Genomic DNA, 26,307 nt, shown 5'->3' with positions numbered 1-26,307 from the left:
GGTCAGTCGAGAAACGGCAAGACGACGAGCGTGCCTGGATCAAGGTTGTGGCGGATGCACACATCCTGCGCCAGCGTGAAATACCGTTCCGCCTCGTCCATGTTGTCATGCTCGAGGCTCAGCGTCGCTAATCCATCATAACACGGAAAGAGCAGTTGCGGTTCGTCAATTTCCTTTGCAACCTCAAGGGCTTCCTCGTAATACTTACGGGCTAGGTTCGGCTGTCCGTGGCATTGATGAATCTGCCCGAGGACGATCAGCGGTACCGAGAGATGGTCGCGCTGGTCGAGCGCCCGGTCGATTTCGACCGCCTTTTCCGCTGCCGGCACACCTTCGGCAGCGCAGCGATCGGTAAAGGTGCAGCAGGAAACCGCAAGGTTGGCGAGAAGGCGCGCCTGGAAGCCGAGGTCACCGATGCGGGTTGCCACCTCCAGGCCGCGCCGGCAGATCTTGATGGCACTGGCCGGATCGACGATCGTGTAGAGCACACCGAGATTGGAATAGGCGCGGCAGGCAGCACTTTGCAGATCGGCCTTTTCAGCGACCGAAAGGCTGCGCTCGACTTCCTGCACGGCATCGCGGCGGCGCCCGAGCCGGGCAAGCGCTGCACCCTTGGTATTCAGCGCCTCCGCCATTGCGCGCGCCGCCTCCCGCCCGGCCTCGGTCGTTCCGTCGATCGGTAGTGTTTGCAGGCATTGCAGCGCCTGCGTCGCCCACTCGGCGGCCGCAGCCTGATCGCCCATGCGGAAGGCCAGATGGCCGCGCTCCTGCAGGAGATGCGCATGTTCGACCGGCGCATCGATTGTCGCGATCATCGCCTCGGCCGCAGCGCAATGGGTCTCCGCCTGGTCGCGGCGTCCTGCATCGAGATGCAGACGGCCAGTCTTTCGCAATATCCTCGCTGCGGCAATCCGGTCGTCTTTGGCGCGATGGATCGCAAGCGCCTGCTGATAGTGGTTCAGGGCATCGTCGCGGCGGCCGGCAGGAGCGCAGAGGTCGCCAAGACGCTCCAACAGCGCCAATTGCTCCGCCGTCGCCTCCGGCTCATTGGCGAAGGCCGCAAGGGCCTGCCGGTAAAGGCGCATGGCATCGTCATTGGCGTAGGTCTTGCGTGCCAGATCGCCCGCAGCCATCAGATAGCCGGCGCCTTTGGCCTTTTCGGTGGTCAGGCTGAAGTGATGGCCGAGTTGCGCCAGATGCTCGGGCCGCTCGGGTGCCAGGCCATATTGGCGTTCCAGAACCCGGCCGATCCGAAGATGCAGTTCCATGCGCCGTTGCAGCAGCAGATTGTGATAGATGACGTCGTGCATCAGGGTCTGGCTGAAGCGATAGCCTGGGGCGCTCCCGGCATCCGGCCCGCGCAATTCCTCGATGATGTCGGCATCGCAGAGGTAATCCAGCGCCGCATCGACGGCGGCTGGGTCGAAAGTGACTGTGCGGAGCAGGGCGGTATCGAATTTCGGCCCGACGACGGCTGCCTCCTGCGCCAAGCGTCTCATCTCCTGCGGCAGACGATCGACACGGGCAAGCAACAGGGCTTGCAAGTTGACGGGTATGTCGACGTCCGTGTCTTCGGCGGCGAGGTGCCAGCGCTGACCATCATTGTGCAACGTGCCCCTGTCGATCAGGACCCGGAGGATTTCTTCGATGAAGAGCGGATTGCCGCCGGCCCGGTCGAGGATGCGTTTGCGCATCGTGACTGGCAGCTTGCCGTGACCCTCGCCGAAAAAGGCAGCGAGCAGCTTCTGGCCATCGGCCGCAAACAGCGGGTCAAGACGTTGCACGGTAACGTTGACGCGATCGGAGTTCAGCGGATCGGTCTGCGATGTCGGCCGGTAGATCGCCAGCAGCATCAGCCGGCTGCGCTCCAGCCGATCCATCATGAAGCGGAGCACCTCAAGCGAGGCGGCGTCCGCCCAGTGCAGATCCTCGATGACCAGCAGCAGCGGACCTTGCGCCAGCCGCCGCTCGAAGACGGTGCGCACCGCATAGAAGATCTGTCGCCGCAACTGTTCCGGCTCGATGTGCCGCAACGCCCCATCGGGATCGCCGAGGCCGAGCACATGCAGAAACAGCGGCAGAAGCCCCTCGACATCCTCCTGGGTGAGATCGAGTGCGCGGAATCCTGTTGTCAGCATTTGCCGCGTCCTGTCGAGATCATCCCGCTCGCCGATGCCGTAAGCGCTGCGCACGACCGCGGCGAGCGTGCCGTAGGATTGTTCGCCGAGTGGCGAGCAAGTCGCTTTGCGGATGGCAAGGCCGGGGAAACGGGCCGCATCGCCGGCGGTTCCGACGAATTCGTTGACCAATCGCGATTTGCCGATACCGGCTTCGCCGATCAGGCGGACGAGCTGCGCTGCACCGCCGCAGGCGAGATCGAGGCAGGTCAGCAGCCGCGACATCTCGCCGTCCCGTCCGATCATCGGCGCCTGAAGGCCGAAACTTTCCAGCCCGCGCGCCGTATGCGGCGCTTCCAGCAGCCCTGTTAGCCGATGGACGAGAACGTTTCCGCTTTTGCCGCGCAAGGTCTGTGCGCCGAGACTGTCGAAGGCAAAGGCATGGCGGGTGAGGCGATAGGTCAGCGGCCCGACGAGGATATCGTTTTCGCCCGCCATCGATTGCAGCCGTTGGGCGGTGTTCACCGTGTCGCCGGTCACCGAATAGGATTTTGTGTTGACGGCACCGAAGCCGCCGGTGACGACGGGTCCGCTATTGATGCCGATATGCAGACGCAACGGCACGCCGGCGCGGGCGTTCCAGCGCTCGCCGACCTCGGTGGCCCGACGGATCATATCGAGCGCGGCCCCGAGCGCCCGGACCGGATCGTCTTCATGGGCAACCGGCGCGCCGAACAGCGCCAGCAGCGCATCGCCGACGAACTTGTCGACGAAGCCGCCATAGGCCTCTACCGCCTGCGTCATCTCCTCGAACAATTCGTTCTGCAGCACACGCATGATTTCGGGGTCGATCTGCTCGCTCAGCGTCGTGAAGCCACAGAGATCGGCAAACAGCACCGTCACCGGCCGCCGATCGGCATCGCTGTCCGATTTCTGCGGCACTACCTCGATGCTTGGCTTCGGCGCAGGCGGGGCTTTGCCTGAGATCGACGCGCCGCATCTCGGACAGAAGGCAAAATCCGGCTGACAGGCGCAGCCGCAAGCAGCGCAGGAGAGGGGCTGCCTTGCGCCGCACCGCGGGCAGAAGGCAAAACCACTCTGAATATCGAAACTGCAGCCGGCGCACTCCATCGCACGCGTCCCACGAAGGCCCGATGTGTCACGGCGATTTCGACCGCAACCAGCGGGCTTTAAACAGGGGCAGCATGAACCTGCCGCGTGGGGCCTGCAAGCCCTAAACAGAACGGCTTGCATGCTGCCACTTCCGAAAGCGCTACTGCCTAAGTTACCTGACGCCCGGTGCAGGAGCGGAAAGCAGTTGGTGTCCGGAGAGGCGCCTCGGGCAATGAAATTGCGCATTGATTAAGATCAAAGCGGATTGAGCGTAAAAGCGCGAGCCTGCTATGTCGTCATGGAGGAGGGAGCCACCGATGAGCTACATCCTGAAAGACCTGACCCCGGCGGAATGCTCCGCCGTTCTCGAGCAGTCCCGATTTGGCCATCTGGCCTGTTGCAAAGATGGCCGACCCTACGTGGTCCCGATCTATTTCGCCTACGCAAAGACCACGATCTATAGTTTTTCAATGCCGGGCAGAAAGGTCGACTGGATGCGCGCGAACGAAAATGTCTGTCTGCAAATCGACCGGCGCGGCACAGGCAAGGGTTGGACGAGTGTCGTCGTCGATGGGAGGTTCGAGGAGTTCCCGGATACAGACCGTTGGCGCAGTGAGAGGCTGCAGGCCTGGTCGTTGCTGCAAAAACACTTCGATTGGTGGGAAATCGGCGCGTTGAAGCTGCAGGAACAACCGACGGGCTCGGTCTCCGAACATATATTTTACGGCATAGTCGCCCGGGAGGTGAGCGGTCGAACGGCGCTCTCGGTTGACTGAGACTGTCGCCAGGGAAGGGTGCCCGGACGATCCCGGGCGATTTGTTCAGGGGCGAGAAACAGCGGAATTTGAGTTTGCCTTCGACCATCGATCGCACAACGCCGCCGAAAAGACGCTGCTGCAGCCGAGGATGATATAGGCGCCCATGACGAGCTGGCGGCCGCCGAGGACGATGCCGGCGGATCGACAAGGGTGACATGCACCGATTTCAGCAGCCTGCAAGAACTCGATCATTCATTGATTTAACGCAAAGCGGCCGTGTTCGAGCAGGGTAGGATCGGCTGGCAGGTTAGAGCAAGACGATCACAGATCCGATCCTATTATATGCCGAGGGAATGCTGGGACGGTTTCGCCACGGGAGGAGCGCGCAGGGTCGGGATAAAAGGGGATTGAATCGCCATACGCGCAACCATCCAGTCTCTGGAGGCGTATAGTGGACATGCGGACGCGTTGATGTGTTGGGAGGAGGCATTGCAAGGGACATCGTCGGCTGAAGAGGGCGGCCAAAAGGGGTGAAGTGACGGGAGAACGAAGATGTTGGTTACAGATCGTGACTGCCAGACTGGAGGAGCGCGGTTCGCCGTACCGACGTTCGGCGAAATCGAGGGAAAGCTGTTGGTTTGCGAAGTGGTGGCGACCTGCTGCTTGCGACAGCTCCTCGCTCACTCCGCTTCCGCCGCCATTCCAATCGTCAAACGCCGGGTCAGACGATTGCTTGAGACCCGCTGCCGCGGCGAAAAACTCTGCCAGGACGACATGGAAGCGGCCGTCGAATATGCGTTTCAGCTGGTGGATGCGGCCGCCGAAGCAGCCGGCAGGAAGACCGCGGTTTCGAAAACGACCGATGGCTGCGAAACAATTCGCCGGCTGCGGGCAATGCACGCTCCATCTCGTCGTTAGCGCGCTTTAGACTAGGCTGGCGGGGTTTCTTCAGCCTGCCACCGTCCGTCCTTTGTCCTTCATGCTGCAAAATTCGATCAACTGTTCCGATGTCATTGGTCGCGCTAGAGCATAGCCCTGCAACAAATGGCAACCAAGGTCTTTCAGGATCTTCGCGTGCTCCATTGTCTCCACGCCCTCGGCAACGATGTCGATGTTCTGTGACCGGCCGATTTCGATAATGGAGGAAACCAGGCGGCGTTGAGACGGAGAAGCTATGATCGGTTTGATAATTTCGCGGTCGATTTTAAGTCGCCGCGGCTCAAATCGAAGCAGACTAATGATGCTGGCATGTTCCGTGCCGAAATCGTCGATCTCGATTTCAATGCCAAGCTCTTTGATAATCGCAATGATATCATTGAGCGCAGGCTGAAGCTCGTCGAAGGAAATTGTCTCAAGCAACTCGAAACACAGTCGACCCTTCGATACGGGAAGCTCGGACAGCTCGGCAAGCAGATTTGGCTGCGCCAGGCGGCGCGCTGAGATATTGACTGAGACACGCGGGATCTGCATTCCCAGACTATCCCATCTCGTAAGCTCGAACAGGGCCTTCTGCAGGATTAGCCTATCCATGTCGCCGCTCCGCCCCAGTCTTTCCGCGGCGTCAAGAAAATTGTTCGGGCCGAGCAGACCTTTTCGCGGGTGATCCCAGCGGGCAAGGGCCTCGACGCCGGCGATAGCCAACGTATCTGCGTTGAACTGCGGTTGGAAGAAGGCGACAAGTTCATCGCGGTCGAGCGCCTGATTGAACTCATCCGCCAATTCTTTTGAATGGATTGCAGCGCTACGAAGCTCTTCGGTGAAGATGGCCGCGCGGCCACGGCCGGTCTTTTTCGCCTCGTAGAGAGCCAAATCGGCATTCAGAAGCAACTGACCAAGATCCCGCCCGCGGGCACGTTCAGTCTCCCAGGCGACACCGACGCTCGCTCCGACCACATACTCTGCCCCATCGATAAGGATGGGCCGCTGGAGGCCGTCGACGATCTGTTTGGCCAATTCGGTTGCTTCAGTCTCGGGATCGGCGCTCCACCGGGCGAAGATGAACTCGTCTCCACCGATCCGAGCCGCGACGTCGTTTGGACCGGTCAAATCGGCGAGGCGCGAAGCCGTAGTTTGCAGGACCATGTCGCCGCCGGCATGTCCTTTCGTGTCGTTGATCTCTTTAAATCGGTCGAGGTCGATATGAATGAGGATCAGACTATGTTCTCCACCGGGTCTCTGTGGTTGCGAGATCATCTGGTCGACAAACCGTCGGTTCGCCAGCCCCGTCAGCGCATCGTGCAACGACAGATATTCCAGCCGTTGCCGCGCTCGAACGAGCTTCTTCTTGTGAAGGCGAAGCTTTTCAATCGTTCTTTGACGGGATTTGGTCAGGAGGCCGACCCAAATGATCGGCGCAACGACACACAACGCCAACAGGCTCGCATAAAACTCAAAAATGCCTATCCCGCTATTTTGTCCCCATCCCCGCTTGGGCACGGCGACGAAGGTCCATCGGCCATAAGTCATATCAACGGATGTCACGACCGGCTGCTTCGAAAAGGTTTCCAGATTTCCGAGAAAAACCTGTTTCGCCGAATTTGGCTCCGGCACGGTGCTGATGGCAATCTCAAGCTCGGTCGATCCGAGGCCGCTATCGCTATAGAGTCTTGGGATATCTATGATTCCGGAGAGCAGACCCCAAAAGACCTGGCTGTTTCCGTCATTGTTATAAATCGGGCACCTGACGACGAAAGCAGTTCCGCCTTGGACGAGCTCCACCGGGCCTGTCAGAACGATGTTGTGGGTGTTGCGCGCCAGCATCGCGGCAGCCCGTTGCTTCTCATTTTTTCGGTAATCGAGCCCGATGGCCTTTTCGTTTCCTTTTTCCGGATAGACCCACTTGACCACCATGTCGGGCGCCGCAGCGAAGCTGCGCAATTGTGAATCGGGCTGCAGTATCTGCGCCGCAAGTTTGGAAAATCCGTTTTGGTCCATTGTCGGATCGACGGCGATACCGGCTGCCAGCCCTTGCAGCAGCTTCACATTGCTATTGAGGTTGGTCTGTAGCCGAGATGATATTGTGGCAAGCTCGCCGGCAACAATCGAGCGTTCTTCGGCCAGCGAGCGCTCCAGCCGCCAGTTCGTTGCAACCCAGACGATGATGACTGCAATCATTGCCGCGAATATTGCCGGAGCAAATGCGCTGGCATGGCTGGCTGTGGAAGTAGCGAGGCCACGTACTATCTTTGGACTTCTAAGAAACTTCATCTGGTTGCCGGCGCGGATGGACACGCCTGCATCCTTGCACAGTTTCTTTAAGGCAACGCTAAACCGGCCGGCCTGGGAGAAAAGCCGATCCGGTTCGGATGTCGCCGCCTCTTGCTTTCAGCACGCTGGTGCAGCGACAGCGATCGGCGACGGTCGGTTGGAGATTGCGTCGAGATATTCAAAAATATTGTATTTGAATTTCTCTGCCGTGCGGCGCGCGTGCCAAGCCGCGATAAGATTGATTGGCACTGGCGAACCGGGCAGGTGAGGGCGCCAACGACGGCCTCTGCCCGCGCGGCTGAAAAACCCGCTTCTTGCTTTCGCGCCGCGAGACCCAGATGCCGGCCTCGGTCATCCATTGGCGCAGCCTTTCCTTGGCGACTGAAATCTGATGTAGTTCGATCAGCTTCTCACGCGCCAGTGTCGGACCGAAATCCAGATAGTCTTCGCGGATCAGATTCCAGCGCCGCATTGCGGAAATCATCGTTGTGACGCCGGTTGCTCGGGCGCGATCGCTTCTTCGAAACCAGACCGTCTGGACCGGCCTGATCATAGGCTTGCAGCACCTGAACGACGCTCAGACGCTGATCACGGGTCTTCTGATCCCGAACGCCATCGCTGATCCGGTGGTTCGACGGCCGACCAATCGCCTTATGGCGGATCGACGCCGCGCCGGTTGTGCGGATGCGACCCAACAACCGCCGCACCTGGCGCTCGCTCAAATCAAGCACATGCGCCGCCGACACCAGCGTCATCCGACCGGCGATCACCGTCGACAGAACCTCGATCCGCTGCAGATCGCGCTCGCTCATCGCAATCAATCCCATCTGCAATCTCCCACGTCAGCAAAACGCGGGGAGTGTGACATTCCAACTTTGCAGAAACAGGACACTTCAACTTTGCGGCTACATCAGAAGATCGCATAAGATAGATTATGGAACACAAAGATATCTTTTGATTACAATGGCCTATCTCCATCGCTCGTCTCACGGCCCGGCTCTGGGCCCGGTCGAACTGCATTTTGACGATCGCACGCCACAATTATTCCTGCAGTGTTGGGATGACTTTGGCTGGCCTTTGCAACTCCGCTGCGGCGGCGGACGCTGCTGCATCGGCCGTCCCGTTGGAAACATGAACCGTCGGGGTTGCAAACTGGATCCCTTTTTCCGCGAATGTCTTCTTCAGCATGGCGAGCGCCTTTCGGCGAACGCCGAATTGTTCGCCGGGTTTGGCCATGAACTTCAGCCGGATCTGCACGCCATAATCCGCCATCTGCTCGATTCCCTGCATCTTCAAGGGCTCGATGATGTTGGGCCCGAGCTCGGCATCTTCCAGCAGTTCGACGCCGATGCGCTTGATGGTCTTGCGGACCTCTTCGAGATCGCTGTCATAATTCAGGGTGAGCGTGATGATGTCGATCACCCAGTCGCGGCTGAGGTTTTGCACAGCGCCGAGTTCGCCGAACGGGACGATGGTGACCGGACCGCGGTGGTGTCGCAGGCGGATCGATCGCAGCGAGAAACCTTCGACCGTCCCTTTATATTTTGCCGCCTGAATATATTCGCCGATGCGAAACGCGTCGTCGAACAGATAAAAGACACCTGATATGATGTCCTTGACCAGTGTTTGGGCACCGAATCCGACCGCTATGCCGACGACGCCGGCGCCTGCCAGCAGCGGTCCGATCTGAATGCCGACGGCATCCAGGATCATCAGGAAGCCGACAGCTCCGATCGCCAGGAACAGGACATTGCGGAGAATGGGAAGCAGCGTATTCAACCGTTGACGACGGCGGGCTTCCGGTCCGTCCTGATGCCCGGCCTCTGCGTTTCGCGACGCCACCGCCATCTGACTGTCGATCAGCGTGCTGGCGAGCTTCCAGATGACGTCGGTCACCAGCAGCACGATAACGATGCGGATGCCTGCGCGGATCAAACGCGTGGTCACCGTTTCGGCGGCGGCAAGGTCACTGAGATTGACATCCCAAGCGCGGGCAATGAGAAGCGCAGCGACCACGATGAGGCCGTTCCGCAGCGTTTGCATGATGACAACAGACCATCCGACGATGGCCGGATCGTCCACCGCGTGCTCGCCGCCCGATTGTATGATGCGACCGATGATATCGCGAACCACCGAAACGGTCAGCGGCAGAAGCGCGATGACGAGCATCGTCCAGAAGGCACCGCGCAGCCCGGACACCCACAACAACCACGATAGTACGATGCTCGCACTGAAGCCGACACAGACCAGCCGGTTCACCGGCGGCCCGTCGGAACGAAACTGCCTTAGCCAAATCATGACGATCAGCGCGATTGAAACGACGCCAAGCCACGCCGCGGTAAAGAGGTCGACCAGGATGGGTGAAGCGCCGATCGTCCGGATCACTTCGATGGTGGCCCAGCCAACTGCCAGTACCGCGACGATTCCGAGGAGCCAGTAGTACCAGAACCAGGCAAGCGAGGTGACAAGCGTCAGAAGCCGCATATGCGGCAGGCGGGCGCCCGGCGCGATGACGATGCGGCCGATAAGTACGCCGAGGCGCACCATCAGCGCGGCTGATAACAGGATGAGGGCAACATCGCGAAACACCGCAGGCCACGGAAAGAGAATAAACGCGCCGAGGCTGCCGATCAGGTAGCCGATCAAGGCGAGGACACCCATCGAAAGCCGGCCCGCATGGAGCTTGATCCGCTGTCGGACGGTGTCGGCAGGCGCGGTCAGCACAAAATGCAGAAGCCCCCGCCCCGACCACCAGGCCAGGCGTTGGGCGACGAAACCGCCAGCTATGAAGAGTATGACTGCCAGGATCAGGCCGACAGGGTCGATATGGTTATCCGTCTGGAAGACCCGGACCGCCGCCTGAATCTGTCCCGGGAGGGTCGGCACTGCATTGAGGAGCACGAGCAGCCTCTGGCGCAAATCCTGTAATGAGGTGGCAATCGACGGCGGTGGCGCCCCCTGCGGGACCGCCGCCGGCAGCACGGGTTCCTGACTGCCGGGAACGATCCGATTGACCAGCGCGCGGCCGGAATCATCATTCGGCAATTCGATAATAACCCGGATCGGCGCCGAGGAATTGGTCGGCTCGGCCGCTGGCGCGGGATTTGCGCTGGCGAGTAGAAGCGTTGAAAATACCACCGTCAGCAATGTGAACACTCTGCCGAAGAAATGACGGTCGTCGTTGATGCGCATGTCGCTGTGGTCCCCGCGAAGTGGTCGCGCTGTTGTCTAGTCGATAGAACTTCGCCACTTTGTGAAGCGTTGCATCATCAACGTCAATCGACGACCGGCCTGGCGGACGCAGACAATATGTTGCAGCGACGCTCGGAAGCGACAAACGCTCGCGGCTGGAGCGGACATAAATTTCCCGAGTCTATCTTCCGTGGGTAACTTCGAAGGGGAAAGATACCCTGCCCCGCTTCCCGGCGCGGTTCGATGCCGAAACATCGGGCCTGGTCCGCAATCGTCATCGAGAGGGTGCCTCTCATTTCCGGCGGCTACCATGCGCTGGCGCCGTGTCTACCTATTCTGGGGGCTGGCCAATTTTCGAGCTTGGGCCGTCGTTCACGAAAGGACCGCATATGTCTGAGAACAACATCGCACATGCTGCCGCATCGGTCGCAGCAACTCCATCGTTCGGCGCCGCCGAAGCCTTCGCTTCCGCGTCTGGAGGAGCCGCGCACGCGGCCGTTGACTCCATCGAGATCGACGAGATCCTGACGCTGAGGAGAATGATTGTCCGGGCTCCGGCGACAAAAGGCACCGTACTTTTCCTGCATGGGTTTCCGGAAACGCTGAGCGTCTGGAAGGGCATCGCAACAAGGCTTGCTCGCGACTACGACGTCCACGCCTTCGATTGGCCGGGCTACGGCCAGTCGTCGCGGCCGGTTTTGGAACGGTTTTCCTATGCGCCAAGGGCGTATGCCCAGGTCTTGAAGGCCTATATCGAACGGGGAGCCATCGACCGGTCGAGCCTCGTGATCTACGCGACCGATATCGCTGCCCTCCCCGTTCTGCTGCTTGCTCTCGATGAGCCGACGATGGCCAGGCAGATCATCGTTGGCGACTTCGCGCCGTTCGACCGGCCGCAATATATGTGGGAGAACCTGCAGAACCTCAAAGCTGAGCCGACCGCCTCGCCGACCCGCGCTTACATGAACAAGACCAGTGAGGAGATCCTTGCGAACGTGCACAGGCGCGGCCTCTCGCCCGCGGAGCAATTCGATCTGCCGATCGACCTTCAACAAGACATGGCCCGTTCGTGGAGCCTCGATGGGATCACTTCGGCGGACGCATTCGCCCATTATTACGCGAATTTCACCCGCGACCAGAACGTCCTCGAGGCCAATGTCGAGTGGTTGAAGACGCCGGTCAAAGTGGTCTGGGGCGAAAAGGATCTCTACATCAAAAAGGAAATGGGCATCGAGTTCGCCGCCAAAATCGGTGCGAAAATCGATATCCGGCCGGGTATCGGCCACTTCCCACACCTTCAGAATCCGAAACAAACAGTTGAAGATATCCACAGATCCTTCAGATAATGCTTGATTATCGTGTTGAATAGTCTGGCAACGGTCATCACATGCGCATTGCTTCGAGGCGGACCATCGGGCACCGTTTCTGTTTTTTGTTCGAGGACCACGGCTGTCACACGATGCCGACAAATTCCGCTCCAGCGGAACTTAAGTCTTGGCCCTAGTCGAGCAGCTTGCGTATGGCCATGATCCCTTTGGCGGCATCCGACCAGGATTGACGCCAGACCAGCATGCCGACGCTGAGAATGGTCGCAACGATGAAGGGGATCGGCCCGAGAAACCAGAAGGCGGCTGCGAAGGTGAAGTAATAAGACCGGACCCCGACGCTAAACGATCGAAGCGCGGGGTTCAAAACCAGGGTCAGCGCATTTGTCCAGCTGACAATGTCCCTGTCTTCATCGCGCGACGGACTCGCCCCAATCGCCGCCAGGCAATAGTTGATCTGCCGGACCGCCCAGATGAAATCGGATAGTCCCCTAAGCAGCGTGGCCATGATCAGGAGCACCTTGCACTGGAAAAACCAGGCGGGATCCTGGGCGGCAAACATCTCGATCAGACCGCCACCCGATCCATAGTTCGGCTCCATGAAGAGCGCGCCGCTGAGCCCGACGATGACGATGAGGTTGGCGGATCCGAAGAAGGATGCCGAATTGATCGTGTGCCCGAGGATCGCCGCGTCGCCGATGAAGTTATTGTCTCGCGTCAGAACCTCGCGCATCCAGGCGGTGCGGATCCGCACCATATCGACGGAAAGGCTGTCGTTTCTCCTCGGCCAACCCACTGCCATCAAAGGCTCGAGCGCCACCCAGACAAGAAGGAAGAAAACGATTGCCGCGACGTTCAGAAAATCCATGGGGCCCTCGAACTGAATCTGGATCTTCTGGAAACACTACTTCGAGGAAACAGCAGCTCCAAGCGTCTATCGTCGCCCGCGATATCGTAACCGGCCGCTGCGCACGATCGCCAGGGCAGATGCCTGCGCGTGACGCGTTTATGTGGCGGACGCCGGCCGCGTGCTACGCGTCGCCTTGCGGTGTGTAACGAGCCCGAAAACGTCGATGTGACGAGGGCGCGATACGCGCCGCGCCGCGCTTCGGTGGCAAGCTTGTTGACTATGCGGCGCAGATTGAGCCATCAAGCGTGGAGCCTTAACAAGCAGGCTGCTCGGAACGTTCTTGCAGTAGCGTCGAGTGGAACGCGACTAAAATCGGGAGGAAAATAGTACTGCTTTGTCTTTGATCAGGCGTGTCGTATTCTTGCAAGTGCTGGGATTGGTCAACCGGCCGCTCAGACTGGGGGTGCGAAATGAACCTTGTCAGCGGGACTTTCGGAACGCCCGAATTTCTGTCTGAAGAGCCTGGTATCTTCACGTGGGATTTGGCGACCGACACGGTTTATGCAGATTCGGCGCTGGCAATTCTCTTTGGGCTTGATCCGGCGCAGACCGTCGCCGGGCTGCCGATCATAAAATACCTCGACCGAATTCACCCGGACGACAAGCCATCCGTGGCCAAGGCGATTTCAGACTCGGTGATCACGGGAAATCCCTACCGCCATGACTATCGAGTATTTGATCGAAGTGGACATATCGTAGCCGTGGCTGCCTTCGGCCGCTGCTTCCGGGACGAAGCCGGAAACCCGTCACACTATGCGGGCATCGTATTTCCGACGAATGATCACACCCCGCAAGATGAGTTGTTAGCTCACTGCACGGCGGCTCTAAAAATTGCACAATCATCCGGCCTGCAGACGACGGCCGATGCGCTTGAATCGATTCTGAAAGAACTCGCCAAGCCGATGCCGGCCGACCCCGCGCCGATTCATTGATGACGTTTTTACGGGGTTGTCAGTGCCACCGTCTCGCCTCGGAAAGATGACCGGCAAATCCGGTCAGCATCACCCCCAGCGCAAGGCGTCGAACCAGTCTGGTTGCGACGAAAGCTGCACACATAGCCGCGGCAAGCTTCGCCCAGGGATAGTCGCCGAGTTGAACATGGGCGTTTGCATCGACCGAAGTGGCCTTGGCTTTCAGTGCGGCTTCCGCATCCTCGCGCAGCATGCCGATCCGGGCGCGCAACAGCCTGACTTCATGCCGCAGCACGGCCAGATCATGGTCGGCCTTTTGGCGCGCGCTCTCTGTGGCGGCATCGGCAAAAGGTGGTTCGCCTTCGGCGACCAGGTCATCGGGGTCGAGCGGAAGAACGCCGTCCCGGTTGATGGATGATTGCATGGATCTGTCCTCCAACTACTAGCAAGAGAACCAAGGCCCGGCATAGCGGCCGGGCCTTGGTCGTGCATATCAATGATCGCGCCGGAAACTCTGGCTCTGTCGCGATCCATCTTGTGACTGGCTCTGGGATTGCCGGTCGGCGTCGCCCGACGGCGAGCCGGCGCCGGTGAAGGTGTAAGCCCGCACCTTGGCGCTTCCATGCGCGGTGTCGCGTGTGGCAACCGGATGCAGGTCGTCGGGATTGGCAGAAGAATCCCGGCCTTCGAAGGCGCTTTCGGAGACGGCGAGATCTTCCGCAGCTTTGCCGCCTCCAGTCGAGCCGGCAAACCCCGTGTTCGAGGCGCCTTGAAATGCGCCCTCCGACGACCAGAGGTCCGCCCGCTCATCCATGTCGATGCTGCCCTCGTCGTCGAGAATATCGTGGACTGTCTCATAGAGCGCGTCATCGATGTCATTGACCTGGACGAGGAAGCCGCCACGCCGCAGCCCCTTCGCGTAGACCGCACGATCCTCGTCGGGGAAAAAGAAGTCGGCCAGCGCGTCGAAGAAGCCGCTGCGGTCGCCGCTCATCGCGCCGGCGGTTTTTTCATCCGCCTCATAGTCTGGCATCAACCTGATTCTCGCGACCGGCACGCCCGCATCTTCAAGACGGGAGACGGCGGATTCGGCCTCCGATCGACTGTCGAAAAATGCGGTGAGGCTACTGCCCCCTGTCGGGCCCGAGAAGGCTGGCTTGGTATCGTTGTAAATGCTGCTCACGGGAAATCTCCTCTCGATGCATAGACCCACGCCGCCGATTCGGCGGCTGGTTTCCTGATCAGAAAAACAGGTGGACGAGTGGAATGTTCCAAGCCAATGCGCCGGAGGCGGTGGCGGCCTCAGCGGCATCGCCCACCCCCACATTGGCGGCTCACCGACATTAGAAAGAGGAACGGTTTGGCATCGAAGATCGTTGTCCCGCGCCACCGCAATTCAAGGTGCTGTGCGGTTGACGTCATACCTTCGAGACGCTAGCACGGCTATTGACGCATTGGGGATATTTCATATGGACATCTTTACGGCAGCCGGTCTGACGGCTTTGCTGCAGGTCATTGCTATCGACCTCGTTCTCGCCGGCGACAACGCCGTGGTTATCGGCCTTGCCGCTGCCGGACTCGAGTCCACGCAGCGCCGAAAAGCGATCATCGTCGGCATTGCGGCCGCGACCATCCTGCGTATTCTCTTTGCCAGTGTTGCGGTCTATCTGCTGGCGATCGTCGGTCTGTTGCTGGCCGGCGGACTTCTGCTCCTCTGGGTCTGCTGGAAGATGTGGCGCGAGCTACGCGCCGGCCATGGCAACAACCACGACGCGGCGGGCGCCGAGGGAGCCCCGAAAAAGACCTTCTTCCAGGCGGCGACCCAGATCGTCATTGCCGACGTTTCCATGTCGCTCGATAACGTGCTCGCCGTTGCCGGTGCCGCGCGCGAGCATCCGAGCGTGCTGATCATCGGTCTGGCCTTGTCGATCGCGCTGATGGGTATCGCCGCCAACCTGATCGCCCAGTTGCTGCACAACCATCGCTGGATCGCCTATGTCGGCTTGCTGATCATCCTCTACGTCTCGCTCGACATGATCTATCGCGGCGCCGTCGAGGTTATGCCCTACGTTTAGGTAATGTGGGATCGAGGCTCAAGCCCCGATCCTGACCTCGGTTTCGAAGCTCATCTGGTCATAGGCCGGCACCACATGGTCCGGCGTCTCGGCCATCACCACGTCGTAATCGAGCGGCGTGTGCATATGCGTGAGGATCGCCCGTTTCGGCTTCAGCCGGCCGATCCAGTCGAGCGACTGTTCCAGCGACAGATGGCTCGGATGATAGCTATATTGCAGCGCGTCGATGATCAGCACATCGAGATTTTGAAGCTTGTCGACGGTCTGCGGCGGGAAGTCGCTGATATCGCTGCAATAAGCCACATCGCCGATACGGAAGCCGAGCGAGTGGATATCGCCATGCTGCTGGATATGCGGATGGAACTGTATCTTGCCGCCTGGGCCGCGGATTTCGACGGGTTCGTCGAGGTTTTCGATGACAACAGGCAGCACGATCGGCGGATAATTGCTGCCCGGCGGCGTTTCCAGGCAATAGCCGAAGGCTTCGCGCAGCCTGTCCATCGTATATTGGTCGGCAAAGATCGGCACCCGGCGGCGCGTATTGTGGAAATAGCCGCGCAGATCGTCGATGCCGTGAATATGATCGGCATGCGGATGGCTGTAGAGCACGGCATCGACATGATCGGCCCCTGCCCTGATCATCTGTTCGCGAAAATCCGGTCCGGTGTCGATGACGACGGTGGTGATACCGCCATCCGGCGCAAATTGCTGCACCAAGAAGGCGGCGCGTGTGCGCCGATTTTTCGGATTGTCGGGATTGCAGGCGCCCCAGTCACCTGTAATGCGCGGTACGCCGGGTGACGACGAACAGCCGAGAATGGTGAAGCGCCGCCGGTAGAGCACGCTCTCAGACCCTCGGCATCTTCGTAAACAGGCGCAATGCGTTCTCTGTCGTGATCCGCGCCACCTCTGCGTAGGAAAGACCGATCGTCTCGGCCAGCACCTCGGCGGTGTTGACGACATAGGACGGTTCGTTGCGCTTGCCGCGCCATCGCTTCGGCGCCAGATACGGCGCGTCCGTTTCCACCAGCAGCCGCTCATGCGGAATCGTCTTGGCGATCTCGCGCAGCTCTTCCGACTTCGGGAAGGTCAGAATGCCGGAAAAAGAGACATAGCCGCCGAGTTCGACACCGGTCTTGGCCAGTTCCGGTCCGGCCGAAAAGCAGTGCAGGATGAAGGGGAAGGTCCCCTTCCCGGCTTCCTCGGTCAGGATCGCTGCCATATCCTCATCGGCGCTGCGGCTGTGGATGACGAGCGGCAGCCCGGTCTCGCGTGCCGCCGCGATATGGCGGCGAAAGCCGGTCTGCTGGTCTTCAGGCTTCTGCGTATCGTAGAAATAATCAAGCCCGGCCTCGCCGATGGCGACGACCTTCTCATGAGCATTCGCCAAGCGGACCAACTCTTCCGTCTGGATATCAAGCTCCTCATCGGCATTGTTCGGATGCGTGCCGACCGAGCAAAACACCGACGGATATTTCTCGGTGATGGCAAGCAGCCCGTCGAGCTTGCGCACCCGCGTCGAGATCGTCACCATCTGCCTGACACCGGCCTGATGGGCGCGCGCGACGATCTCGTCGCGCTCCGCCTCGAAGTCGGCGAAATCCAGATGGCAATGCGTATCGATCAGCACGGCCTCAAGCCTCCGGAGCCACGTAGCGCGGGAAGACCGGCGTCGGCGCTTCGAGCGGCGTTCCGGCAACGAGACGGCCGGCTTGCCCGAGAGCGGCGAAGTCGCGCTTGTCTGCAGGCGCCGCGACCAGATCGAGCAGCTTGCCGGAGGATTCCGGCATGAAGGGCTGCAGCAGAATGGCGATCTGGCGCACGACTTCGGCGGTGACATAGAGCACCGTGCCCATCCGCTCCGGATCGGTCTTCTTCAGCGCCCACGGCGCCTGGCCGGCGAAATAACGGTCGGTCTCGGAAACCACCGCGATAATCGAGGCGAGCGCCCGGTGGATCTGCTGCTTGCTCATGTCGTCGCGCGTCGAGCCGTGCAGCGCGTCGGCCTGCTCCAGCATCGCCTTGTCCTCGTCGCTGAGCGGCCCGCATTCCGGGATCTTGCCGTCGCAGTTCTTGACGATCATCGACAGCGAGCGGCTGGCGAGATTGCCGATGCCGTTGGCAAGGTCGGAGTTGATGCGGATGCCGATCGCCTCTTCGCTGTAGCTGCCGTCCTGGCCGAAGGAGACTTCGCGCAGGAAGAAGTAGCGCACCTGGTCGAGGCCGAAATGGTTCACCAGATTGACGGGATCGACGACGTTGCCGAGCGACTTCGACATCTTCTCGCCCTTGTTGAGCAGGAAGCCATGGGCAAAGACGCGCTTGGGCAGCGGCAGCTTCGCCGACATCAGGAAGGCCGGCCAGTAGACGGCGTGGAAGCGGATGATATCCTTGCCGATGATGTGCACATCGGCCGGCCAGTATTTTGCCCGCGGGCCGTTCTTGTCCTCGATATAGCCGGTCGCGGTGATGTAGTTGGTCAGCGCGTCGACCCAGACATACATGACATGGGCGGGATCGTTCGGCACCTTGATGCCCCAGTCGAAGGTCGTGCGCGACACCGAAAGGTCCTTAAGGCCCGACTTGACGAAGGAGATCACCTCGTTACGGCGTTCGGCCGGACCGATGAAATCCGGGTTCGCCTCGTAATGGGCAAGCAGTTTCTCCTGGTATTCGGAGAGCTTGAAGAAATAGCTCGCCTCTTCCACCCACTCGACGGGCGTGCCCTGCGGCCCGTAACGCACGCCGTCGGCGCGCAGCTCCGTCTCGTTTTCCTGGTAATAGGCTTCGTCGCGCACCGAATACCAGCCGGCATAGCTGTCCTTGTAGATGTCGCCATTTTCGGCCATCAGGTTCCAGATGTTGCGCGAAGTCTCGTGATGACGCTCCTGCGTGGTGCGGATGAAGTCATCGTTCGACGCATTCAGCAACTTGGCCATCGCCTGGAATTCACCGGAATTGCGGTCGGCAAGCGCCTGGGCGGTGATGCCCTCGCCGCGCGCCGTCTGCTGCATCTTCTGGCCGTGTTCGTCGGTGCCGGTCAGGAAGAACACGTCCCTGCCATCCAGGCGCTGGTAGCGCGCCATCGCATCCGTCGCGATTAGCTCATAGGCATGACCGATATGCGGCTTGCCGTTGGGATAGGAAATCGCGGTGGTGATGTAGAAGGGTGTCTTGTCTGTCATGGCGGCCAATGTCCGGCTAACTCTATAAAAATGGTCAGCCGCTCTTAGCGCATGTCACCGTCAAGCGAAACATCAAGTTTTACCCTCGCCAATGATTTCCGGGAGGTGGGCACGGTGAACTTGACTCAGCTTGTGCCGCAATCTACCCCTCATGAAAAAGAGGGCGGAACAGAAGCAGGTGCCAGTTTTCATCTACCGGGATAGTCGTGGCCGCGCGCCGTCGGAGGCGCTTGCTTGACATTCGAGCCTCTCTATTCGCTTTCGGGCCTGTTCGTCGGCGCGCTCGTCGGCATCACCGGTGTTGGTGGCGGTTCACTGATGACCCCGCTGCTGGTGCTGCTCTTCGGCGTTCATCCCGCAACCGCGGTCGGCACCGATCTTCTCTACGCGGCAATCACCAAGACCGCCGGCACCGCGGTTCACGGCGTGCATGGGCGCATCAACTGGAAGATCGTCGGTGCTCTCGCCGTCGGCAGCGTGCCCGCTGCCCTGCTGATGCTCTGGCTGCTGGCGGGCGTCGACCGCAAAAGCATCGGCGTCACCAATACGATCACCACAGCACTCGGCTGGCTTCTCGTCATGACCGCGATCATGCTGGTCTTCCGGGGCCCGATCCTCGAATTGGCGCGCCGCGCCATCGGCGATCGTACGCCGCCGCGGCCGGCGGTCATCCTCACCCTCACCGTCGTACTCGGGTTCCTGCTCGGCGTCCTCGTCACCCTGACCTCGGTCGGCGCCGGCGCGCTGGGCGTGACGATCCTACTCGTCCTTTATCCCAGGCTCGATGTGCGCGAGATCGTCGGTTCCGATATCGTCCACGCGGTGCCGCTGACCTTGATCGGCGGTATGGGTTACTGGTTCATTGGCGAGATCGACTGGCCGATGCTGTTTGCCCTGCTTGTCGGCTCTATCCCCGGCATCATCATCGGCAGCCTTTTGGCGCCGAAGCTGCGCGAACGCACCATCCGCATCGTCCTTGCGGTTACCCTTGCCGTCGTCGCTTGGAAGCTGCTGGCCAGCTGACCTACAGGCCCGGCTGCTTGATGTCGGCGAGAATGCTGATGATCGTCTGTTTGCGGTCGAGGTTATAGGCATCCGAAATGGTGAGCCGCTCGGTGATCTCGGAATAGAGTCGCGCCAGCCGCTCTGCGGCGATGATCTGCCCCTCGCCAGCCGCAATACGTGCCCGGTTCATGATGTCGTCGCCGACATGGCTGACGAAGAAATCGAAGATCGTGTCGCTTTCCCGGCCTGAAAGTGCGTCGGCCAGCCGATGCATGGCCTTGCGGGCCGCCGGCCCTTCCGCCGACAGCATCTCGTCATAGGCGGCGATGATCTCGCCGCCCCCGTAGTTCAATAATTTCAGCGCCTCCCCGACGCTGCCCTTGGCGGCGGAAAGCACCGCCCCGCCCTCGCCGGCTATGCCGAGATGGGCAAGGGCCGCCATGAGCGCATCGTCGGCAAGCGGCGCCAGCTTCAGCGGCAGGCACCGCGAACGGATCGTCGGCAGCAGTCGCCCCGGCGCATGCGAGAGCACCAGGAACAAAGCCCGCTTTGGTGGTTCTTCCAGGATCTTCAGGATGGCGTTGGCCGCATTGCGGTTCATGTCGTCGGCCGGATCGATGATGACGATCCGCCAATTGCCCGTGCCTGAGGTTTGCGAGAAGAATTTGCCGGCGCGGCGCACCTCGTCGACGGTGATCGCCGACTTCACCTTGCCGGTCTTTTCATCCACCGGCCGGGCAAGATGCAGGAGATTGTGCGAGGCGCCGGAGGTGATCTGCCGGCTGACTGGAGAGGCAGGATCCGGATCGCCGATCGTCTCCGGCGCGGTGGCAGGATCGGGATAGGAGAGCACGTGATTGGCAAAGCGGAAGGCGAGCGTCCCCTTGCCAATACCTTCCGGCCCCTCGATCAGGATGGCGTGGTGACCCTTGCCGGAGCGATAGGATTGCGCCAGGAAGACCTCTGCCTCCTCATGGCCGAACAGCCTGGTATTTTCCGCCGGCCAGATGGCGCCGTCGAGCAGTCCGGGTCTCTCTTCACTCATAATGGCCATCACTCATGATGAGCGGCTTCAGGCATCCGCGCATGGCCTTCAGGCGACATGAGTTGCCGGACGATCGTCAGGATTTCGACGGCGATCGCCTCCTCGCTTTGCAAGGCATTGACCACATGGCAGCGCTCCGGCTCGCGGGCGGCGATATCGAGAAAGGCCTCGCGTCGCTTCTCGTGCGTTTCGAGCCGCTCCTTCTCGAAGCGATCGGGCGCATCGGTGGCGGCGCGCTTCTGCGCCCGCTCCAGCCCGATGCTGGCGGGAATATCGAGGATCACGGTGCAATCCGGCATGACGCCGTTGATGGCGATGCGCTGCAGCGTCTCGATGAAATCGGGTTCGAGATTGCCGGTGATGCCCTGGTAGACGCGCGAAGAATCCATGAAGCGGTCGCAGAGCACAATCTTGCCGGCGACGAGCGCCGGCCGGATCACCTCTTCGACATGGTCGTTGCGCGCGGCCGCAAACAGGATCGCCTCCATCCGTGTGCCGAAGGCCTCTGCTGCCCCCGACAGCAGCACGTGGCGCACGGCCTCGGCACCCGGCGATCCGCCCGGTTCCCGCGTCACCAGCACATCGTGACCTTCGCCCTTCAGCGCCTCGGCGAGGCGGCGGATCTGCGTGGATTTCCCAGCGCCTTCCCCGCCTTCAAACGTAACGAACAATCCCGCACCGGATGACAATGACAACTTCCCGCATTCCAGGCGCCGCACGCGCCCCGCCCCTTCTATCTATCCGAAGACGGCAGGAAGGAAAACCTTTCGCCGCGGCGACATATTCACCTTTCCCGGCAAATTCTGTCAGCAGCCGCAGTTCAACCCGGCGCGGACTTGTCCCAAAGCCAGGAGAATAACAGCGATTCGCCGAGTTCCAGCATGGCGTCGACAGCCCGGCTGCTGAGCGATCCCTCGCCGACCGCCTGCACGGTATAGAGCGGCACTTCCCTGAGCAGCCGGCTGCCTGCGAAAATCCTCAGCGTGCCAGCCTGAGTATCCGGCTCTACCGGCGCCGTCAGCGGCCAGCGATAAATGATGCGGGCCGACAGCCGGTCGGGATTGCTGATCGGAATATAGACGCTGACCGGCGCCTTTGCCACGAGATCGACGGTGCGCGCCGTGCCGCCATAGACGCTGGCAGCGCCGATCACTTCCTTGTCGGCGAAGATCTGCCGGTTCTCGAAGGCCGTCAGCCCCCATTCGAGCACTCGCTTGGCCTCCTCCGTCCGCTCCTTGTCGGAGGCAATGCCGGCAAGCGCCAGAAACAGCCGCCTGCCGTCGCGCTCAACCGACGCGACGATCGAATAGCCCTCCCCCTCGGTAAAGCCGGTTGCCAGCCCGTCGGCGCCGAGATCGAGCCCCAGCAGCGGATTGCGGTTGCGCTGGAAGATCTTGTTCCACTCGAAATCCGGCTGGGCGAAATAGGGATAGAGGTTCGGATAGGACTTCTGCAGGGCCGTGGCCAGCGTCACCATTTCGCGCGCCGTCACCTTGCTCTTTCCATCGGGAAGGCCGGTAGAATTGCCGAACTCGGCCTTCTCCATGCCGAGCTCGCGAGCGCGGCGCGTCATCGACACGGCAAATTGCTGCTCGCTTCCGGCCATGCCTTCGGCGAGAATGATGCAACTGTCATTGGCGCCCTGGATGGCGACGCCCTTGATCAGATCCTCGACGCGCACCCTCGATTTGAGGCTGGCAAACATCGTTGCCGTCCTCGACGGCGCGCCGCCGGTTCTCCAGGCATATTCGGAAACGGGATATTCGGTATCGAAGGTGATCTCGCCCTTCGTCACCGCGTCGAAGACGAGATCCATCGTCATCAGCTTGGCGAGCGACGCCGGCGAAAACCCCTGATCCTCGTTCTTGGCGAGAAGCACCGTGCCGGTGGCGGCCTCGATCATATAGGCCTGCGCCGCCTTGGTGGCGAAACCGGCCGTGCCGTTATCGGCCGCAAGCGCCCCGGTGGCGAGCGGTAACAGGCATGCAAACAGGCGAAGCACAGGCTTCAGCATCGGGAGTTTCCATCGATCGAGCGGCGTGTCGTCAGAAGGTTAGAGCGAGAGGAAATCCGATGCAATCGCAGCGCTCAGCGCGCGGCGAATTTGGTCTGATGACGTTTGGCCGCGGCAAGGATCGACTCCTGCGTCAGCCCGTCATTGCGAACCATTACGGCGTCGAAGGCGAGATCGACGGTCACCGTCTTCACATCCTCGTTCTGGTAACCGAGCGCCAAAGAGCCCAGCGGCCGTTCGTAGGGCATGGGACCGATCTCCGGCAGCACGACCATCTGGTCGAAGGCCTGCGGGGCATTGCTGGCAGACGATGCCGCTGGCGCCACTAAGACATGGGCACCGGGAGCCGGAGTGGGCGCCGCATTATAGCGTGCGCTCGGCGTCGAGCCGGCATAGGAGGTCGCCGACACCGGCACCGGCACGTTGGCCGGGGTCTCGTAATCTTCCGAACTCTGCAACTGGTCGCGGGTAATCTTGCGGCTGTTGGAGGCGACCATCACGCCGGTTGCGATCTGGCCTTCCGGATTGACGCCGGGAATGCGGCTGCCCTTCGGCGTGTAGGAGGCCATCAGATAGGGCATGTCGTGCCCGTCCATGCGGGCGCGGCCGACATATTGCACGCGCACCTTGCCGGTGCCGCTGTGCTGCAGGTCCAGCATGTCGGCTGTCTTGTTCGACAGGTCGATGATGCGGCCTTCGTGATAAGGGCCGCGATCGTTCACGCGCACGATGACGGAGGAGCCACTTTCGAGGTTGGTGACGCGCGCATAGCTCGGCAGCGGGAAGGTCGGATGCGCGGCAGACAGATGCATCTGGTCGTAGACTTCGCCATTCGCCGTCAGGCGGCCATGAAAGGCCGAGCCATACCAGGAAGCGACGCCGACCTTGTTATAGGCGAAGTCTTCCTTCGGATAATACCACTTGCCCTTCACTTCATAGGGGTTGCCGACGATGTAGCGGCCGCCGCCCTTGGGAATATTGTTGCCGGTGGCGACCCGCGGGCTGGCCTTCACGCCATATTCGGATTCGGAGAAATATTCTTTGCCGTGAGCTTTCTTCTTCGGCACCGCCTGCGTCGTGCCGCACGCCGCAACCGTCGCACACATCGCCGATACCGCCAGCCACCGTGCTGTCGCTGCGAAAGACGCCGCCCCGTATCCCAATTTCATTTGTCCCACGCCGCTCAAAGATCGTTATGGTTAAGGAACTTGCCCCATACCGGGCCAATACGCCTTATCCCCGCCCGCCTAACGAGGCTTTAATCTTGCGAAGTTCGTGGCAAATTTACGAACGATTTCGCAGCGATAGCGACAATTCTAATGATTATGGTTTACAAATTACTAACGCGAGCCTTGCCGCCCTGCCCTGCCGCCGCCGCAAATAGGTCTGAAATTCCCGTGCCGATCCGGGGCAGATGCTAAACATCAGAACGCTCGAAAAGCTCAATATGACGCCGTCGCCACGGCTTCACGCGCGGCTATTGGGAACGAAGTGTCTCTCACGGGCTTTCAAGGTTATGCCTTTGGAGGATCCCCATGAGCGTTGAAACCATGACGCAACTCGACACGGTCAGTCAGCAGTTGCATGCCAGATCTCGAGCGCTTTCCCAGCCGGATCAAGACAATGACATCGCAATGCTGATGTCGGCACTCGCCGTGACCATGGAGGCAGTCCGATCTCTCTGCGAGGATATGAACCAGCTCAACGGTCCGAAGGGCCTCGGATCTGACGGAGGCTAGATCTCTCCTAGATCAGGCGCGATTCAAAGAGAGCTTTGCGCCGGCAACGAGATACGCGCCAAGCACCGATCTTCAAATAGAAGCAGCAGTCCGTCCCCTACGCTGCCGGGGGACGATACCGCACCGACTTAGCCTTTCCCAGGGCTTCGATCGTATCCTCGACGCTGAGGAGGACCGTGGTTTCCATGGAACTGACCGCCCCTCCCGCCCCGATAGCAATCGCGACGGCCGCCATCGACACGTTATCGGGCGCCTCCCACAGATTCCAACCATCATGTTCGCCAAAGGCATACCAGAACCCGTGGAGCTTGCCGCCCACCGATTCAATGTAACGACGGGCCGCCTCTCGGCGATCCTCGGGGTTTTCGATCATGCGCGCCCATGTGTCGGGCGTGTAACTGAAGCGCGTGAGATACATGGCCATGATTTTTTCCTCCGCCGGAACAATAGAGTAAACGCCCAAGCCGGCGCGAACGCCAGTCATTTCCAATGTGCGGAACAGGCAACGATCTATCCGCCGGCACTGCAATCGGCGCAGATGCCGACAAATGCTGCCGGGCACGTTGACGCTGCTATCAAAGCTGCTAAAAAGCCAGCCATCGAGTGATTGGGTCGCAAATCGGTAGCAAACTCCGATTTCAGACGGTCAACAAAATGTTGATTGGTCAACCTTTTCAGCTAGATGGAAGAGTGTCCGAGTGGTTTAAGGAACCGGTCTTGAAAACCGGCGTGCGGGAAACCGTACCGTGGGTTCGAATCCCACCTCTTCCGCCATGCCGCATTGATTTCTTTGCGGAATTCGATCTGTCGCGTGTCGGCACCGCTCAACCCTCCAGTTGGTCAGCATTCTCCGCGAGAATCTTCACCAGACATTCCTTCACGATCTGAACCCTCGGCGACCGGCCGGCCTGATCCTGCACGAGAAGCCACAGATCGAGCGTCAGTCTGGGGAGGTCTTCGAGCACCGGTAACAGCCCGGTTCGGCGCGCGGCAAAACAGGGCAGAACCGCGATGCCGAGGCTGCTTTCGACGGCAGTCAACTGGGCGGTGAAGGAACTCAGCCGCATGGCCGGCTGCAAGTCGGGGAAAAGCTCGTCAAGCCACACCGACATCGAGAGGTAACGCAGTTCTTCGCTCCAGCCGATCATTCGGTGAGAGTGCAGATCGCGGTCGTTCGACGGCTGTCCATAAGCTTCCAGGTAATTCCGGTGGGCGTAGAGGCCGAATGCGACTTTGCCGACGCTGCGCATCCGGTAGCTGCCCCGTTCCGGCGGAACGATCCGGAGGGCAATATCGGATTGCTGGGTGGCGAGCTGCACCGGCCGGACGCTGGAGCGGATGTCGAGCCGGATGCCGGGATAGTCCTGCATGAAGCCTGCCAGATTGGGGAGCAGGATCTGCTGGCCGAGCAGCTCAGGCGCGTCGATCCGAACGATTCCCGAGAGGGTGTCGCTCCTGTCCCTGGCCGACCGTTCGAAAGCCTTCAGGGAAGATTCGGCCTGTTCGGCCGGTATCTGCAGGTTCATCCCGGCCTCGGTCGGTTCGTATCCGTCGAAGTGGTGCCGGAACAACGCCACGCCCAACGCCTGCTCGAGGGCGGCGATCCGGCGCGAGACCGTCGATGTGCTGACGCCCAATCGGCGCGACGCCGCACTCAGCGATCGCGACTCTGCAACGGCGAGAAAGAATTTCAGGTCATTCCAGTCCATAT

Annotated in this window: 22 protein-coding genes, 1 tRNA gene and 1 pseudogene; 8 read left to right on the top strand and 16 right to left on the bottom strand. The window is 60.6% G+C overall.

Features of this window, described 5'->3' with window-relative positions:
• Positions 1 to 2: 2 nt before the first annotated feature.
• A complete protein-coding gene (locus ATY29_RS28275) occupies positions 3 to 3,248 on the bottom strand; it encodes an adenylate/guanylate cyclase domain-containing protein (RefSeq protein ID WP_097533484.1) in 3,246 nt (1,081 codons plus the stop codon).
• A 299-nt stretch (positions 3,249 to 3,547) separates the two neighbouring features.
• On the opposite strand from ATY29_RS28275, the gene ATY29_RS28270 reads away from it, so the two are divergent.
• Positions 3,548 to 4,006, top strand: coding sequence for a pyridoxamine 5'-phosphate oxidase family protein (locus ATY29_RS28270; protein ID WP_003573107.1), 459 nt, complete (start codon positions 3,548 to 3,550; stop codon positions 4,004 to 4,006).
• A 534-nt stretch (positions 4,007 to 4,540) separates the two neighbouring features.
• Positions 4,541 to 4,906, top strand: coding sequence for a hypothetical protein (locus tag ATY29_RS28265; protein WP_003573105.1), 366 nt, complete (start codon positions 4,541 to 4,543; stop codon positions 4,904 to 4,906).
• Between the two features lie 30 nt (positions 4,907 to 4,936).
• Here the strand turns inward: ATY29_RS28265 and ATY29_RS28260 are convergent, their stop codons facing one another.
• From ATY29_RS28260 to ATY29_RS28245, 3 genes and pseudogenes are all read right to left on the bottom strand, one after another.
• Entirely contained in the window at positions 4,937 to 7,195 is a 2,259-nt protein-coding gene (locus ATY29_RS28260) for a bifunctional diguanylate cyclase/phosphodiesterase (protein WP_037092924.1), read from the bottom strand.
• 352 nt (positions 7,196 to 7,547) lie between these two features.
• Positions 7,548 to 8,022 (bottom strand): annotated as a pseudogene (locus ATY29_RS38570) (helix-turn-helix domain-containing protein); the annotation flags it as partial.
• Positions 8,023 to 8,236: 214 nt separating this feature from the next.
• Positions 8,237 to 10,387 (bottom strand): mechanosensitive ion channel family protein, encoded by a 2,151-nt coding sequence (locus tag ATY29_RS28245; RefSeq protein WP_097533482.1) that lies wholly within the window; start codon positions 10,385 to 10,387, stop codon positions 8,237 to 8,239.
• 389 nt (positions 10,388 to 10,776) lie between these two features.
• Between ATY29_RS28245 and ATY29_RS28240 the strand changes: the two genes are divergently transcribed.
• On the top strand, positions 10,777 to 11,733 hold the full coding sequence (locus tag ATY29_RS28240; protein ID WP_097533480.1) for an alpha/beta fold hydrolase: 957 nt from the start codon (positions 10,777 to 10,779) through the stop codon (positions 11,731 to 11,733).
• Between the two features lie 154 nt (positions 11,734 to 11,887).
• Here the strand turns inward: ATY29_RS28240 and ATY29_RS28235 are convergent, their stop codons facing one another.
• Positions 11,888 to 12,580: a DUF599 domain-containing protein gene (locus ATY29_RS28235; RefSeq protein ID WP_097533478.1), complete on the bottom strand. Its 693-nt coding sequence runs from the start codon at positions 12,578 to 12,580 to the stop codon at positions 11,888 to 11,890.
• 452 nt (positions 12,581 to 13,032) lie between these two features.
• Here ATY29_RS28235 and ATY29_RS28230 point away from each other — a divergent pair, with 452 nt between their 5' ends.
• Positions 13,033 to 13,554 (top strand): PAS domain-containing protein, encoded by a 522-nt coding sequence (locus ATY29_RS28230; RefSeq protein WP_097533476.1) that lies wholly within the window; start codon positions 13,033 to 13,035, stop codon positions 13,552 to 13,554.
• A 19-nt stretch (positions 13,555 to 13,573) separates the two neighbouring features.
• Here ATY29_RS28230 and ATY29_RS28225 read toward each other — a convergent pair whose 3' ends face one another.
• Together ATY29_RS28225 and ATY29_RS28220 are read right to left on the bottom strand one after the other, a co-directional pair.
• Positions 13,574 to 13,957, bottom strand: a complete 384-nt coding sequence (locus ATY29_RS28225) for a hypothetical protein (protein ID WP_097533474.1) — start codon at positions 13,955 to 13,957, stop codon at positions 13,574 to 13,576.
• Positions 13,958 to 14,026: 69 nt separating this feature from the next.
• Positions 14,027 to 14,716, bottom strand: coding sequence for a hypothetical protein (locus ATY29_RS28220; RefSeq protein ID WP_097533472.1), 690 nt, complete (start codon positions 14,714 to 14,716; stop codon positions 14,027 to 14,029).
• A 286-nt stretch (positions 14,717 to 15,002) separates the two neighbouring features.
• Between ATY29_RS28220 and ATY29_RS28215 the strand changes: the two genes are divergently transcribed.
• Complete coding sequence (locus ATY29_RS28215) at positions 15,003 to 15,608, top strand: TerC family protein (protein ID WP_097533470.1); 606 nt, start codon at positions 15,003 to 15,005, stop codon at positions 15,606 to 15,608.
• 18 nt (positions 15,609 to 15,626) lie between these two features.
• Here ATY29_RS28215 and ATY29_RS28210 read toward each other — a convergent pair whose 3' ends face one another.
• The 3 genes from ATY29_RS28210 to metG are packed head-to-tail and all read right to left on the bottom strand — an operon-like array spanning position 15,627 to position 18,793.
• Positions 15,627 to 16,451, bottom strand: coding sequence for an MBL fold metallo-hydrolase (locus ATY29_RS28210; RefSeq protein ID WP_025416198.1), 825 nt, complete (start codon positions 16,449 to 16,451; stop codon positions 15,627 to 15,629).
• 4 nt (positions 16,452 to 16,455) lie between these two features.
• Positions 16,456 to 17,238: a TatD family hydrolase gene (locus tag ATY29_RS28205; RefSeq protein ID WP_003573084.1), complete on the bottom strand. Its 783-nt coding sequence runs from the start codon at positions 17,236 to 17,238 to the stop codon at positions 16,456 to 16,458.
• A 4-nt stretch (positions 17,239 to 17,242) separates the two neighbouring features.
• Complete coding sequence (gene metG, locus ATY29_RS28200; protein ID WP_097533468.1) at positions 17,243 to 18,793, bottom strand: methionine--tRNA ligase; 1,551 nt, start codon at positions 18,791 to 18,793, stop codon at positions 17,243 to 17,245.
• A 234-nt stretch (positions 18,794 to 19,027) separates the two neighbouring features.
• Here metG and ATY29_RS28195 point away from each other — a divergent pair, with 234 nt between their 5' ends.
• Positions 19,028 to 19,816 carry a sulfite exporter TauE/SafE family protein gene (locus tag ATY29_RS28195; protein ID WP_003573081.1) on the top strand — a complete coding sequence of 263 codons (789 nt, stop codon included), beginning with the start codon at positions 19,028 to 19,030 and terminating at the stop codon, positions 19,814 to 19,816.
• 1 nt (position 19,817) lies between these two features.
• Here the strand turns inward: ATY29_RS28195 and ATY29_RS28190 are convergent, their stop codons facing one another.
• The 4 genes from ATY29_RS28190 to ATY29_RS28175 form a co-directional block, all read right to left on the bottom strand.
• Positions 19,818 to 20,843 (bottom strand): DNA polymerase III subunit delta', encoded by a 1,026-nt coding sequence (locus ATY29_RS28190; protein WP_097533607.1) that lies wholly within the window; start codon positions 20,841 to 20,843, stop codon positions 19,818 to 19,820.
• Between the two features lie 8 nt (positions 20,844 to 20,851).
• Positions 20,852 to 21,532, bottom strand: a complete 681-nt coding sequence (gene tmk, locus ATY29_RS28185) for a dTMP kinase (protein ID WP_097533466.1) — start codon at positions 21,530 to 21,532, stop codon at positions 20,852 to 20,854.
• A gap of 131 nt (positions 21,533 to 21,663) precedes the next feature.
• Complete coding sequence (locus ATY29_RS28180) at positions 21,664 to 22,857, bottom strand: D-alanyl-D-alanine carboxypeptidase family protein (protein WP_097533464.1); 1,194 nt, start codon at positions 22,855 to 22,857, stop codon at positions 21,664 to 21,666.
• 74 nt (positions 22,858 to 22,931) lie between these two features.
• Positions 22,932 to 24,026, bottom strand: coding sequence for a septal ring lytic transglycosylase RlpA family protein (locus ATY29_RS28175; protein WP_003573074.1), 1,095 nt, complete (start codon positions 24,024 to 24,026; stop codon positions 22,932 to 22,934).
• Positions 24,027 to 24,392: 366 nt separating this feature from the next.
• On the opposite strand from ATY29_RS28175, the gene ATY29_RS28170 reads away from it, so the two are divergent.
• Positions 24,393 to 24,596, top strand: coding sequence for a hypothetical protein (locus tag ATY29_RS28170; protein ID WP_097533462.1), 204 nt, complete (start codon positions 24,393 to 24,395; stop codon positions 24,594 to 24,596).
• A 97-nt stretch (positions 24,597 to 24,693) separates the two neighbouring features.
• Here the strand turns inward: ATY29_RS28170 and ATY29_RS28165 are convergent, their stop codons facing one another.
• Positions 24,694 to 25,020 (bottom strand): GYD domain-containing protein, encoded by a 327-nt coding sequence (locus ATY29_RS28165; RefSeq protein ID WP_003573069.1) that lies wholly within the window; start codon positions 25,018 to 25,020, stop codon positions 24,694 to 24,696.
• Between the two features lie 260 nt (positions 25,021 to 25,280).
• Here ATY29_RS28165 and ATY29_RS28160 point away from each other — a divergent pair.
• Positions 25,281 to 25,370: transfer RNA gene (locus ATY29_RS28160), tRNA-Ser, on the top strand.
• 50 nt (positions 25,371 to 25,420) lie between these two features.
• On the opposite strand, the gene ATY29_RS28155 is transcribed toward ATY29_RS28160, so the two are convergent.
• Positions 25,421 to 26,305, bottom strand: a complete 885-nt coding sequence (locus tag ATY29_RS28155; protein ID WP_097533460.1) for a LysR family transcriptional regulator — start codon at positions 26,303 to 26,305, stop codon at positions 25,421 to 25,423.
• Positions 26,306 to 26,307: the final 2 nt, after the last annotated feature.

It is taken from the genome of Rhizobium hidalgonense, assembly GCF_002914525.1.
Classification (GTDB): domain Bacteria; phylum Pseudomonadota; class Alphaproteobacteria; order Rhizobiales; family Rhizobiaceae; genus Rhizobium; species Rhizobium hidalgonense.
The sequence above is the reverse complement of the archived record's forward strand: the minus strand, read 5'-3'. Positions and strand labels throughout refer to the sequence as shown.